Annotated in this window: 13 protein-coding genes; 2 read left to right on the forward strand and 11 right to left on the reverse strand. The window is 42.3% G+C overall.

Features of this window, described 5'->3' with window-relative positions; translation table 11 throughout:
- Positions 1-244: 244 nt before the first annotated feature.
- The 4 genes from ACFOGI_RS04455 to ACFOGI_RS04470 all read right to left on the reverse strand — a co-directional run bounded on the left by ACFOGI_RS04455 (position 245) and on the right by ACFOGI_RS04470 (position 3,638).
- On the reverse strand, positions 245-1,141 hold the full coding sequence (locus tag ACFOGI_RS04455) for a sensor histidine kinase (protein WP_390269035.1): 897 nt from the start codon (positions 1,139-1,141) through the stop codon (positions 245-247).
- Positions 1,142-1,162: 21 nt separating this feature from the next.
- Positions 1,163-1,912, reverse strand: coding sequence for an ABC transporter permease (locus ACFOGI_RS04460; RefSeq protein WP_390269038.1), 750 nt, complete (start codon positions 1,910-1,912; stop codon positions 1,163-1,165).
- Positions 1,905-2,828, reverse strand: coding sequence for an ATP-binding cassette domain-containing protein (locus ACFOGI_RS04465; protein WP_390269041.1), 924 nt, complete (start codon positions 2,826-2,828; stop codon positions 1,905-1,907). The genes ACFOGI_RS04460 and ACFOGI_RS04465 overlap by 8 nt, the downstream gene beginning before the upstream one ends.
- A gap of 120 nt (positions 2,829-2,948) precedes the next feature.
- A complete protein-coding gene (locus ACFOGI_RS04470; protein WP_390269044.1) occupies positions 2,949-3,638 on the reverse strand; it encodes a response regulator transcription factor in 690 nt (229 codons plus the stop codon).
- Positions 3,639-4,010: 372 nt separating this feature from the next.
- On the opposite strand from ACFOGI_RS04470, the gene ACFOGI_RS04475 reads away from it, so the two are divergent.
- On the forward strand, positions 4,011-4,781 hold the full coding sequence (locus ACFOGI_RS04475) for an acyl-[acyl-carrier-protein] thioesterase (RefSeq protein ID WP_390269047.1): 771 nt from the start codon (positions 4,011-4,013) through the stop codon (positions 4,779-4,781).
- Positions 4,782-4,873: 92 nt separating this feature from the next.
- On the opposite strand, the gene ACFOGI_RS04480 is transcribed toward ACFOGI_RS04475, so the two are convergent.
- Positions 4,874-6,145 carry a hypothetical protein gene (locus tag ACFOGI_RS04480; protein WP_390269050.1) on the reverse strand — a complete coding sequence of 424 codons (1,272 nt, stop codon included), beginning with the start codon at positions 6,143-6,145 and terminating at the stop codon, positions 4,874-4,876.
- A 601-nt stretch (positions 6,146-6,746) separates the two neighbouring features.
- Between ACFOGI_RS04480 and ACFOGI_RS04485 the strand changes: the two genes are divergently transcribed.
- Positions 6,747-7,268: a gamma carbonic anhydrase family protein gene (locus ACFOGI_RS04485; RefSeq protein WP_390269053.1), complete on the forward strand. Its 522-nt coding sequence runs from the start codon at positions 6,747-6,749 to the stop codon at positions 7,266-7,268.
- Positions 7,269-7,327: 59 nt separating this feature from the next.
- Here ACFOGI_RS04485 and ACFOGI_RS04490 read toward each other — a convergent pair whose 3' ends face one another.
- From ACFOGI_RS04490 to ACFOGI_RS04515, 6 genes are read right to left on the reverse strand one after another with little or no spacing between them, the layout of a single operon-like run.
- On the reverse strand, positions 7,328-7,774 hold the full coding sequence (locus ACFOGI_RS04490) for a PaaI family thioesterase (RefSeq protein WP_390269056.1): 447 nt from the start codon (positions 7,772-7,774) through the stop codon (positions 7,328-7,330).
- Between the two features lie 23 nt (positions 7,775-7,797).
- Positions 7,798-8,742: an NAD(P)H-dependent flavin oxidoreductase gene (locus ACFOGI_RS04495; RefSeq protein WP_390269059.1), complete on the reverse strand. Its 945-nt coding sequence runs from the start codon at positions 8,740-8,742 to the stop codon at positions 7,798-7,800.
- Positions 8,743-8,802: 60 nt separating this feature from the next.
- Positions 8,803-9,657: a phenylacetic acid degradation operon negative regulatory protein PaaX gene (gene paaX, locus ACFOGI_RS04500; RefSeq protein ID WP_390269062.1), complete on the reverse strand. Its 855-nt coding sequence runs from the start codon at positions 9,655-9,657 to the stop codon at positions 8,803-8,805.
- A gap of 24 nt (positions 9,658-9,681) precedes the next feature.
- Entirely contained in the window at positions 9,682-10,458 is a 777-nt protein-coding gene (locus ACFOGI_RS04505) for an enoyl-CoA hydratase-related protein (protein WP_390269065.1), read from the reverse strand.
- Between the two features lie 19 nt (positions 10,459-10,477).
- Positions 10,478-11,674: a thiolase family protein gene (locus tag ACFOGI_RS04510; protein WP_390269068.1), complete on the reverse strand. Its 1,197-nt coding sequence runs from the start codon at positions 11,672-11,674 to the stop codon at positions 10,478-10,480.
- A 5-nt stretch (positions 11,675-11,679) separates the two neighbouring features.
- Entirely contained in the window at positions 11,680-12,540 is an 861-nt protein-coding gene (locus ACFOGI_RS04515) for a 3-hydroxyacyl-CoA dehydrogenase (RefSeq protein ID WP_390269071.1), read from the reverse strand.
- Positions 12,541-12,626 lie beyond the last annotated feature (86 nt).

Genomic DNA, 12,626 nt, shown 5'->3' on the forward strand with positions numbered 1-12,626 from the left:
ACTTCTCTAAAATATAGGGGGAGTTCTTTTTATTCTAGAACTCCCATTTAAAAAGGCGATAATTCCGGTAGATGGATGCCCTTGTGTTTATCAAGAATTATAATTAGATAATTTCTTTCAGGTTAGAATGCTTTTGTTTGGAACAGCTCTATCCCCATGCCGTACTGATCAATAAAGCCACAAATGAAAAAGAGCACTTCATCTTTGACTCAAGAGAAGCGCCCCCATATTAATTATCACTATTTTAATACCACCAAACACATACCACCGTCAATTGCCCATCCTGCACCTCCGCATCAATGTTTCCGTTCATTTTTTCCATCAGGCTTTTAGCGATCGGCAACCCTAAGCCAGTTCCCTTCCCTGTCCGTGTCTGATCCGCTTTATAAAAGCGGTCGAACATATGTGTGACATCTATTTCACTGGATGGATCCACTGAATTGCTGATCGTCAATTGGATCGAGGCCTCGGTTTTCTTCAGCCGGACGGCTACATCACCGGTGGAGTACCTCATCGCATTGACCACGAGATTTTCAATCACCCGTTTGGCAGCGGAAGGATCCACCATCAGGTCCCAGTCGTTTTCCGGAATATCGATGACAGGTTCTATATCCCTTTCATTGAATGCTTCGTAAAACCCGAACAGCACCTCCAAAACGAGCTCATTGAACGCTACCTGTTCCATTTTCAATGGGTAGTCTACCTGGTCGATGATCGACAGCTCGAAAAAGTCCTCCAACAACACCTTCAATCTTTCCGCACTGTTCTTGATGGTACCTATGTATTCCTTTTTCCTTTCGTCGCTGATTTCGTCTGCCTCCAGGAATTGGATATATCCCAATATCGAAGTCATGGGTGTACGGATATCATGGGATATATGAGAGATCGCCTGTTTCAACTCGTTTTCGGTGGACTGCTTTTCTGCTTTCGCCTGCTTCGTTTTGTCAATCTGATCATTTATTTCCTTGGCAAGTTTCTCAAAATCCCGATCATAATAGCTGACATCGATTTTCTTCGCTGTCTCCTGTCCGTTCAGCCGCTGGAGCTCGCGGGCTGCTCTTTTTATTTCCCTTTTCAATAGAAAAAAGCGAGTGAGTACCACGATAAAAGCTATTAGGATTATAATAGTGAAATACAACATTCGGCCTCACCCGCTTTCTGTCTACTTGATTTCTTTCCGCTGGAAAATAACGCTTCCTACTGCACCAAATGCCAGGAAGCTTATCACCGGAACCGCCACGAGGGTCCATATTTCTCCAGTGGCCAATTCATCGACAATACTGATGTTATGCACCAGTTTAAAAATGGAATGACTCACAACCGGTTCGAAAAAAGGAAATTTGACTGCTAAAAGCTGCAAAGGATAATCAACGAAGATAAAAAACATCAGCAGAAATCCGATCGTTTTCCCACTATCGGTAAAAAGGATGGAAAAGATGGCCATGATGGAAGCAAAAGCTGCCCCATACAACATGATCAACCCAGTCGTCTGGAGGTAGAATGACCATTCCGGCATGTCTTGAAAGCCGAAGAAGATGGCACTCACCGCCGTCATGAAAACCGGCAGAATCAGCGAGATGATCATGGCGCCAAACGAAAATACCATCAGTTTGGCGATATAAATACGCAGCCTGCTGTTGCCGGAGGAAGCGATGCTTTTCATCGTGCCTCTGGAATATTCACTGGTAATGAAGAAACCCGCCAGGATGCTCGGCAAGAGTTTTACAATATTGCCATGGGCACCAAGGATATTATGCAAATAGTATTCATCCACTGGTGGCAGTCCCGGTCCGCCATTATCGAATTCCAATAGAGGAAACAGGACAGATACTGCCATCAACAGGAGGATCAAGAACCGGAATGATCGCTCTTTCTTCAGCTTGTACCATTCTGCTTTCATCAAATTACCCATGCTGCACACCTCCAATGCGGTGGCTGAAGTATGACTCCAGGTCCTCTCCCATCGGCATGAACTCCTCAATCACCAATCCTTCATCCGTCAACAGCTTGGAGATTTTCCTGGGCATGTCTACATAGGCAAACAGCTTGATGGCCCCGTCCGGCATCACTTCGTAGGCTTGTGTGGATAGTTTGTTCTCCATGACGGTAGCAGCCCTATTCGGATTATCCACCTTAATATGCAGGTATTGCTGGCATTTTTCATTCAGTTCTTTGGCTGACAGCTGCTCCAGCAGTTCTCCGTGATGGATGATGCCATAATCCGTCGCCAACAAATGAAGTTCACTCAAGATATGGCTGGAGATCAGCATGGTGATGCCATATTCTTGATTCAGCTTCTTCAGCAGCTCCCTTACCTCCACGACTCCCATTGGATCCAGCCCATTGATCGGCTCATCCAGAATCAGAAATTCAGGATCTCCCAATAAAGCTATCCCAAGACCCAAGCGTTGTTTCATCCCTAAGGAAAAATCCTTCGCTTTCTTTCGGCCTGTATCCTGTAAGCCTACCAATGCCAGCGTTTTTTCAATACATTCTTTCCCTGGTATTCCTTTCAAAAGCCGGTGTGCCTCTAAATTTTCCGCGGCTGTCATATGTGGGTATAATGCAGGGCCTTCAATGATCGTGCCGATTCGCTTTCTTGCCTCGATCACCTGTCGTTCATTGGTCTCCCCAAATAACTCGAAAGTCCCTGACGTCGGATAAGCAAGACCGGTGATCACCCGGATCAACGTGGATTTCCCTGCTCCATTCTGTCCGATAAAACCGTAAATGGATCCCTTTTTTATCGTGAGACCCACCTTATGAAGTGCCCATTTCCGATGATATTTTTTCGATAATTGGTTGGTTTTTAACACATACTCATTCATCCTGGTTTTCCTCCCTACAAATTGTTGCTAGAGCACATGCCAAAGATACTTCCCTTTGGCCACTCTTCTACTATAAGAAGGAAACCATAAGAAAGTCTTAAGACAATTCTTAAGAAAACCTTAAGTTTTAAGCCGGTAGCCCATCCCCCAGATGGTTTCGATATATTCCTCATCGGGATGAGCCTTCGCGAGCTTGCTTCTGATATTGCTCATATGTACATTGATCGTGTTGTCATCCCCATAGAATGCCTCATTCCAGACACTCTCGAACAGATTGGCCTTCGTAAAAACCTTATGAGGGGAGGAAACCATCAAACGCATGATTTCATATTCGCGTGCCGTCAGTTTCAGCTCCTGTCCGTTCACTGTCACTGTTTTTGCGTCTGTATCCACCATGATGTCTTTATGACGAACTTGGTGAACGTTTGGCAGTCCAGCCCGATGGTACCTTCTGAGACAGGAATCAATCCTGGCAGACACCTCTTCAATATCGAAAGGCTTGGTTATGTAGTCGTCCGCACCGGACCTCAAGGCATTGATTTTCGTTTGCGTCTCCAGCTTGGCGGAGATAATGATGATGGGTATATCACTCTCTTCTGTCACCTTCTTCAGAATAACCTCCCCAGGCAAACCAGGAAGCATCAGATCGATCAGCACCATATCCCACTCCCGGTTGTCCAAATGGATCATCGCTTCTGTTCCGGAATAAGCCGGCTTCGGAGCATACCCATTCTTCTGGACAATGTTGCAAAGCAATCGATTGATATCCTCATCATCTTCAATGATCAATATATTCACTGCATCCTTCATTCCAATCACCCTCACTAACCATATCATTTATCGAAATGAATGGGTTGTCAAGGGTGGGAATGCTAGCGCGTAGCGAAAAAAAGCCTGACATAGAGCGGCTGTGATGCCTTGTATGTCAGGCCTTATGGAACAATGATATTAATAATGCAAGTAAATGCATTCCCAGATAGCAAGGGGTAATAACTTACAATGATGGCTTACTAGGACCAACATGCCGGTAGATTGGATCTTACCTGCAAATGAAGCAATCAAACCCGTGCTTAGAAAAAATTAAAACATTCTCTGGATATATATCAAGCCTATGCCTGCTGTTGGAGCAGGATGATATGATAGAATTTACAGAAAGAACATAAAAAATAAGGAGCTATAAGGATGCAGACTTCTACATTATATAAAAAGCTTTATCATATTGACTTGCGTGACGTAGATTTTAAAAAGAAATTGAGGATCAGCACATTATTCAGCTATTTTCAGGAAATTGCCAGTCTTTCTGCGGCAAGTATAGGTGTAGGCATAGATGATATAGCCAAGAACTATGGTGTCGCCTGGATTCTCATGCGAATACGGGTAGAAGTAGTCCGAGTACCTGAATTAAACGAAGATATTACAATTGAAACATGGACACATGAACCTGGAAAGATGGAGTTCAAACGAGATTTCGTTGTGCGTGATCAGGAAGGAATCCCTATTGTCCGAGCAGTTTCTGCTTGGGTAATTATGGATTTGGTGGAGAGAAAAATAAAAAGAGCTTCCCATATCCCATTTGACTATCCATCTGACATAATAGAACCTGCTATCGATTACAAACTGAAAAAACTAAAGCGTGGCGAGTCGATGGACACAGTGTATCAGAAAGTAATCGGCTACAGTGATATTGACTTCAACGGCCATCTGAACAACTCAAGGTATGTAGATTTTATACTTGATTGTTTCCCTGTCAAAGATCATCAAACCCATGAAATAAAAGCGATTGAAGTAAACTTCAATCATGAGGCATTACCAGGGGAAACTATTAAATTGAAAAAAGGCATGTCAAATACCGATCCAAAGATAATGATTACGGAGGGGATTAATGAAGATAATCAAGAGGTAGTTTTTAGGGCTCAGTTGGAAACCAGAAGATTAAATGAAAATAAAGACTGACGATTCCCGTTTCTTTTAGATACTTCCATTTTTTGAACCGTATTTTTAGGCTTTAGAAGGGTGGTGTGATGCACACCACCCTCCTGTGAATCTTAGATTGCTTTCTCGGCATCTGGGGTATCTGAAGTATCTGAAGTATCTGATACCACTTCATCTGTCGCTTGTTTTTCTTCTCTTAAACCGATGAGTAAGAAGTAAAGAACAATACCAATCCCCATACCCCAAGCGGCACCAAGCGTTGCTGTCACTATCCCGATGATCAGCACCAAACCACGTGAGATATTACTGGAAACCATCCCCATCGCTACATATGCACAAGCAAACCCTGTCAATAGCAGTGTAACTGATAAACCAACCGGAAATAAGGGTGTAATTATACCGATGACAGGTAAAAACAGACCAAGCGGAATCGCTAAAATATAAAAGTTCATCGGCCCGCCATAAATAGAATCCATCACGCGTTTTCCTTTCTTATACCGCTCAATCAAGAATATCTGTACCCCTGTCCATATTGGCCCATGAATCCAAAGAAGCGGACCCCCGGTGAGGAGTTGAGCGATATTTCTAAGAGAAAGTATGTAATGGCTTCTTGTTGGATTAATGTCTATCTTTTCATCGCTTCTTGCTTTGTCTGCCTCCTTTAAGAGAGTGTTGGCAACAATCAAATCACTAAACGCTAGAATGTAGATCATTACCCCTATGGGAAGCACAGACAGGATCATATCCCAGCTTGGAAAGCCAACAGCCCATATAGATAAAGTCGAAATCGTCTCTCCAATTGGCGGTACAAAAAATCCCCACGATAAATCGAACGATAGTTCTCCGGTTAACCATCCAATGATTCCAGCTCCTGCAAAAGCGAATAAAAGAGCATTGGATCCAGCAGCCATTTTCAACTTTGATTCCGGCAGATTAGAAAAAGGAATGGAAAACATTAAGATCAATACGATGATCCATGCAGTTACCAATGTAATCGGCATTTCCTGCAAGCGGTCCAGTTCCGACTGGAACGCCGCTATGGCCGCTCCCATGATAATCCCCGCTTTTAACGTCGTTGGAAACATTTTATTAAATGTTTCACCGAGTTTGGTTATGCCAAAAAACAGTAACAATACTATGACAACAAGAAAGATAGCGATCATACCTTCAATGGCTTCTTCACCAGGTGTAAGCGCGTTCATAAAAACGATGGTTAATGGCAGCCCAGCTGTAATACCTCCAGCTGCATAGGGGTCTCCAAATAACACCGTTTGTGCAAGAACCCAGAATAACATGACAAGGCTCACCGTCCATGCGATTTCAAAAGAGACTTCAAAATATTGCATAACAAGTGGTGTTACCGCGCCGCACGTCCCAAGAAGCATCAGCCCCCCCTGTATGTGCTGACTTGGTGTCAATTGCAGGTGAACCCCAGGCACCCTTAATGTGAAGGCCCCCCATTTCAACCCTGGTTGTACCTTTCCATGTTTCGTCATAAATTGTTTCTTCCTCCTTCTAAGTTATTTATTAAAAAGGAATCTCCCTTTTTAATTACGTTTTATAACCCCTCCCCGTCCTAGACAGCAAACGGTTATGTAGTCCTAATCGAGAGAATTATTCTAGCTTGACTACCGGCAGGACAACCATACCAGCAGTTCTCTATCCACTAACAAATAAAAGTATATCGTTTTAAAAACGATATACTTTTATTTGTTATATAAATAGTACTTAAACAAGTAGATTGTGTCAACATTATATTGTTAATATTTTAACTTTTTTAAAAAATAGTTTATATTAAATCCATCAACTACCAGCTGATAAGATACAGACTTCTTAACATTATGGTATTTGTTAGACTAGCTTGGAAAGCTATTTAACACGGAAGGAATTCCCAATTTGAAGGAAAAATTTGCAATTATCTACATTTATATACTTGCATAAATGTTATAATAAATTTAATTACTGGAAATGGAAAGGAGTGTAAGAATGGCAATACCCTACAATAACAAGTATCCTGCCATCCACGATACTGTATTCGTGGCTCCGGGAAGTCATATAATAGGAGATGTTTCCATCGGGAAAGAGTCCTCTGTATGGTTTAATGCGGTGCTGCGTGGGGATGAGGATTCCATTACGATCGGAGAAAAATGCAGTATTCAGGATAACTCAACCATTCATTTGTATGAAGGTTGTCCAGCACATATTGAAGACGAAGTAACAGTAGGACATAATGTTGTACTCCACGGATGCAAAGTTGGAAAGCGTTCCATCATCGGTATGGGCTCTACTATCCTTGATAATGTGGAAATAGGAAAAGAATGCATCATAGGAGCGAATACTTTAATCCCACCAGGGAAAAAAATACCGCCTGGTTCTTTAGTTGTTGGATCTCCGGGTAAAGTAGTCCGATCGCTTACGAAAGAGGACTACGATTTAATCCAACTTTCCGTAGATACTTATGTAGAAAAGGGGAAGGAATTCAAGGAAATATTAGAGGTTAATAGTTGAATATTCCCTTTAAGTCATAATAAAAAGCTGTGTACAGAGCACAGCTTTTTAGTCTCTATTTATTCTATTGATATGAAGTAATGTTTTTTTCGGTAAGCTATTGCTTCTATAGAGGCAACGGTTTCCTTCTCTGTCTCAATTTCAATACGATAGAAACCGATCCTGTTATTCCGCCTCACCTCTGAAGCCTTAGCTGTTATAGTGTCTCCTTCTGCTGCACTTTTCATGAAATTAGTGGTCGTGGAAAGACCGACAGAAGCTTTTCCATAGGAGTTGCAAGCAAGTGCAAAAGCAAAGTCAGCCATAGTATATAGTAGTCCGCCGTGAACCGTTCCATGTGCATTTAACATATGGTCTTGAGCTTTCAGTTGAACGGTAGCTTCACCTGCGCTAAAAGCGATAATTTCCATTCCCAAATGTGCTGCATATTGATCGTCTTTAAGCTTATTTAAGATCTCGTTGTAGTGGTTCTGATGAATCGAGATTTCATCTTTCGTTTGAATCATCTCTACCCTCCTAAGACCCTGGCTCATAATATCCCTATACTTCCTTTTAACGTCTCCTTTGCTTCTGTAACCATTGTCTCCATCAATTCTGCCACAGATGGGCAGTCATTAATCAAACCTGCAATTTGGCCACTATTAACAAATCCGTTATCTGTATCTCCCTCAACAGCCCCTATCTCGTGATACTCTTCTCCGGTTTTTTCCATAAACATCTCTATAGGCCCGTCTTCTATTTCTGATAATTTATCAGCATAGTTTCCTTTCAAGATTCTGCGTATCTTGTTTGCGGGACGGCCAATAATTATGGTAGATTCATCTGTTGCTTTTAAAATAGATTCCTTATAATTACGGTGGAACATTGCCTCTTTGGTAGCGACAAACCTAGTACCCATCTGGACACCAGATGCTCCTAGTGAAATAGCAGCCGCCATTCCCCTCCCGTCAGCTATACCTCCTGCAGCAATCACAGGGACAGAAACACTGTTGACCACTTGGGGTATCAAGGTCATGGTGGTACTTTCATTCAAACTATTAATGCCAGCAGCTTCATAACCTTCACAAACGATTGCATCAGCTCCCGCATCTGCCGCTTTCTTTGCCTGCTTGACAGTAGAAGAAACACAGATCACCTTGATATCTTTTTCCTTCAATCGAGGAAGAATCTTTGCTGGATTCCCTGCAGATAATGAAACCACCGGTACCTCTTTTCGGATGACCATCTCCACTATTCGACTGACTTCTGGATGTACGGAGACTGGAATATTCACACAACAGGGGCGATCAGTATTTTCCATCATCGTACTGATTTTACGATCACATTCTTCTACAGAAGTGGTGCCAACGCCGATTGTACCTAGTCCGCCTGCATTTGAAATTGCTGCTGCTAAGTTGGGATCACTAATATTTCCCATCCCACCCTGGATGATGGGAAAATGTATCCCTAATAGATTCGTGACGAGGTTTTCCATATTATCACTTCCAATCTGGAGTAGTACCTTTGAGATTCCAAATTGTGTGGTTCTTATTCTTTAATTCGCATTCCGCTCGTACTTGTCGTATCCTTTAGCGAAAACTTCTTCAAAGAATTGATTGGCCGGCCCCTCAAGGATTCTATAATAATCATTGAATAATCTACTTGCTGGTTCTCCCTTCCATTTATCCGGTAATAGCTCTTTCGGCAGCCCGGGGTCGATAAACAAAGACTTTCTATAATAGTGCACCAACTTGGTACGCTTAACGAAACATTCTTTATTGCTCAGGGACCCAGTTTGTATTCTTTTGTAGTCAGCCTCATAATCATCTTTATTTCTATTAATGAACAGCTCATACCGTTCATTAATGAAGTCAAGATCCCAGCATTCCCTAACGATTTGATTGTCAGACTTAACACCTATGTTTTCGGAAACAAAGTAATGAACAAAATCTCTAAGATCATATCTTTGGATGATATCCTTGATTTGAGGAGATAAATCATTAGGCGTTACCCATAAACCATTGGATAATAATCCCATCCCGCTCCAGGTCAATTCCTTTCTCAATTCATCTCTGATCTGCCTCTTGTCTTCAGGGATGGTATACAAAAACATCCTCCATTTCCCATCCCATCTATCCGGTTCAGCTCGGTAGATTCTTCCTGCAGCCTCATCAACTCTGTTTATCCCCTGCTCTGTCAGAGAGTAAAAGCTCTTATTCCCTTCTTTCCGGTTACATACCCAGTTTTGTTTACTCATTCTTGAAATGGCAGCCCTGACTGCCTGTGGGTTATGATTAAAGGCTTCTAAAAGTTCAATAAGGCTGCCGATCCAGATTTCATTTCCATAATTTCGAACATAATCCCCATATAATGTAAATATCATGGAGCGGGTGTTGGGTTTACTATTCATATAAATACTCCTTATTATCTTATATTACTGACCTATGAATTCAGGTGCCCTTTTTTCATTGAATGCCACCAATGCCTCCTCCCTATCCTTTGTAGGAATTGTTAATTCATATGATTTTGCTTCTATTTGCAAACCAGTTTTAACATCCACATTTAATCCATTCTGGATAGAGAATTTCGCTTGCTTCACGGCAATTGGCGCATTTTTCAGAATAGATTCTGCAAATTTTTCGCAACTTGATAATAGTTCGGTGCTTTCTGCAGAAAGATTTACTATTCCAAGTTGCTGAGCTTCTGTACAGGATATCCGTTTTGCTTGTAATATTAATTCCATGGCTTTAGACACGCCTACTAATCGCGGGAGTCGTTGGGTGCCACCAGCGCCGGGAATAATACCCATGCTTGTTTCAGTCAGACCCATCAGGGAATCAGAAGCAGCTATGCGAAAATCACATGCAATCGCCAACTCAAAGCCCCCTCCAAACGCATACCCATTGATTGCAGCAATGGTTGGCTGAGGGAGGTTGGCAATTTGATCGAATACATCGCTGATTTTCTTTACATTTCTTCTGATTTCTCTTTCATTCAATCCTTTTCTTTCCTTCAAATCAGCTCCGGCGCTGAACGCTTTTGAACCTGCCCCCGTAAAAATAATCACATGAACATCCTGATTCACATGCAAATCCTGTACAACCTGTTCTAATTCAATTAATGTATGATAATCAAAACAATTTAACACTTCTGGTCTGTTAATCGTCACATAAGCTAGATTTCCCTTGATTTCACATATAATTTTATCCAAACCGTTCCCTCCTTGCAAATTATAGCGCTTCCACAACTGTCGCAATACCCTGCCCTACACCAACACACATGGTCGCAAGCCCTTTCTTTACATCTCTTCTTCGCATTTCATGTACGAGTGTGGTCAATATTCTTGCTCCGCTTGCACCAAGGGGATGGCCGAATGCGATGGCACCGCCATTCACATTAACAATCTCTTTATCTATTTCCAGCTGTTTAATACACTCTAAGGATTGAGAAGCAAATGCTTCATTTAATTCAATCAAATCAAGATCCCTTATATCTATCCCCGCTCGGGCTATTGCTTTTCTTGTAGCTTCTATCGGCCCAAGTCCCATATAAGCCGGTTCCACCCCTGCCGCTCCACTAGCTGCATAACGGGCAAGCGGTTGTATTCCCAATTCATCAGCTTTCTCAGCACTCATTAATAGTAATGCAGATGCCCCATCATTCACTCCTGATGAGTTTCCCGCTGTAACTGTACCGTCCTTGAACAATGGTTTTAACTTTGCAAGTTTTTCTGCATTTATATTCGGACGGGGATGTTCATCTGTATTTATGGTGATCGTCTCACCCTTAACTTCATGACTGATAGGAATAATTTCATCTTCAAAGAGATTCTTTTCCATTGCCGCTTTGGCTTTCATCTGGCTATTAAATGCAAATTCATCTTGTTCTTCTCTAGAGATACCGAACCTTCTGGCAACATTCTCTGCGGTTTGAGGCATACTGTCAGATCCATACATTTCTTCTATTCTCGGATTTGTAAACCGCCAGCCAATCGTGGTATCCAAAAGTTCCATGGGGCCTCGTGGAAATTCCTTAGATGGCTTGGCCATCACATAGGGTGCTCTTGTCATACTTTCGGTTCCACCTGCAATGTAAATATCTCCTTCCCCTGCCATAATCGCTCGAGCGGCCATATTCACTGCATCCAGTCCTGAACCGCATAAACGATTGATGGTCGTTCCTGTTACATGAATAGGAAACTCAGCAAGCAAAGCAGCCATCCTCGCTACATTCCGATTCTCCTCCCCAGCACCATTTGCGTTTCCTAAAATCACTTCCTCTATATCATCCACTGGAAGTTGAGGCTGCCGATCAACAATTCCTCTAAGTACATGGGCTGCCATATCATCTGGACGAATGTCCTTCAATACTCCTTTATAGCGGCCAATCGGGGTTCTGACTGCATCTACAATCACTACTTCTCGCATATCATTCACTCACCTTCATTATTTATCGTATAGTCATAGACACCCACACCTGTTTTTCTTCCCAACCTTCCTGATTTCACATACTGTTCCAAAAGTGGAGACGGTCTATATTTTTCCCCCAAAGTACTATGTAAATAGCGAAGGTTGTTCAGACGGGCATCCAACCCCACCAAATCAGCTAATTCAAAGGGGCCCATAGGGTAACTCAAGCCCAGCTTAATTGCTTTGTCTATATCTTCAGGAGTACCTAAGCCTTCTTGAAGCATATAAAAGGCTTCATTTCCTACCAGGCAGCTAATTCGACTTGTAACAAACCCAGGAAACTCATTGACAACCACTGTTTGTTTGCCCATCTGTTTTGCAGCCGTCTCGGCAAAATGAGCTGTTTCATCACTAGTTTCCAAGCCACGTACAATCTCAACCAACGGCATCTTATGAACCGGATTAAAAAAGTGCATCGCTATCACAGAAGATGGCCGGTTGGTATAGGAAGCAATTTCTGTAGGACTCATCGTCGATGTATTTGTGGCAAATATACAATTCTGCGGGGCAATCTGATCGATCGTTTCAAATATATTTTTCTTCAACTCTTTCTTTTCAGGAACTGCTTCAATGATTAGATCAGCCTCTTGCGCAGCTTGCTCCAATTCCGTATAGAACCCTATTCTTTGTTTTGCTTGTTCAGCTTCTGAACTGTTGAGTTTGCCACGGCTGATCCCTTTATCAAAGTTCTGATCCATTTCTGCTTCAGCATCTTTTAATACTTCCTTGCTGAGGTCTGCCACCTTTACGTCATATCCTCCAAGGGCACTGACATAAGCAATCCCTCTGCCCATAACACCTGCTCCGACAATTACTATATTCATTTTCAGCCTCCCTATATATATGATAAAAGGCGAACCTTTCTAACGGGGATCCAGTTCGCCTTTTATCACGCACTATTTAAACCAAG

This window comes from Virgibacillus xinjiangensis, assembly GCF_042643145.1.
Lineage (GTDB): Bacteria > Bacillota > Bacilli > Bacillales > Amphibacillaceae > Virgibacillus_O > Virgibacillus_O xinjiangensis.

What these genes read in the sequence shown, in the direction of transcription:
- ACFOGI_RS04470 (WP_390269044.1), bottom strand. Translation starts at nt 3,638, where the DNA reads ATGAAGGATGCAGTGAATATATTGATCATTGAAGATGATGAGGATATC.
- ACFOGI_RS04485 (WP_390269053.1), top strand. Translation starts at nt 6,747, where the DNA reads ATGGCAATACCCTACAATAACAAGTATCCTGCCATCCACGATACTGTA.
- paaX (WP_390269062.1), bottom strand. Translation starts at nt 9,657, where the DNA reads ATGAATAGTAAACCCAACACCCGCTCCATGATATTTACATTATATGGG.
- ACFOGI_RS04465 (WP_390269041.1), bottom strand. Translation starts at nt 2,828, where the DNA reads ATGAATGAGTATGTGTTAAAAACCAACCAATTATCGAAAAAATATCAT.
- ACFOGI_RS04475 (WP_390269047.1), top strand. Translation starts at nt 4,011, where the DNA reads ATGCAGACTTCTACATTATATAAAAAGCTTTATCATATTGACTTGCGT.
- ACFOGI_RS04510 (WP_390269068.1), bottom strand. Translation starts at nt 11,674, where the DNA reads ATGCGAGAAGTAGTGATTGTAGATGCAGTCAGAACCCCGATTGGCCGC.
- ACFOGI_RS04495 (WP_390269059.1), bottom strand. Translation starts at nt 8,742, where the DNA reads ATGGAAAACCTCGTCACGAATCTATTAGGGATACATTTTCCCATCATC.
- ACFOGI_RS04490 (WP_390269056.1), bottom strand. Translation starts at nt 7,774, where the DNA reads ATGATTCAAACGAAAGATGAAATCTCGATTCATCAGAACCACTACAAC.
- ACFOGI_RS04480 (WP_390269050.1), bottom strand. Translation starts at nt 6,145, where the DNA reads ATGCTTCTTGGGACGTGCGGCGCGGTAACACCACTTGTTATGCAATAT.
- ACFOGI_RS04515 (WP_390269071.1), bottom strand. Translation starts at nt 12,540, where the DNA reads ATGAATATAGTAATTGTCGGAGCAGGTGTTATGGGCAGAGGGATTGCT.
- ACFOGI_RS04460 (WP_390269038.1), bottom strand. Translation starts at nt 1,912, where the DNA reads ATGGGTAATTTGATGAAAGCAGAATGGTACAAGCTGAAGAAAGAGCGA.
- ACFOGI_RS04455 (WP_390269035.1), bottom strand. Translation starts at nt 1,141, where the DNA reads ATGTTGTATTTCACTATTATAATCCTAATAGCTTTTATCGTGGTACTC.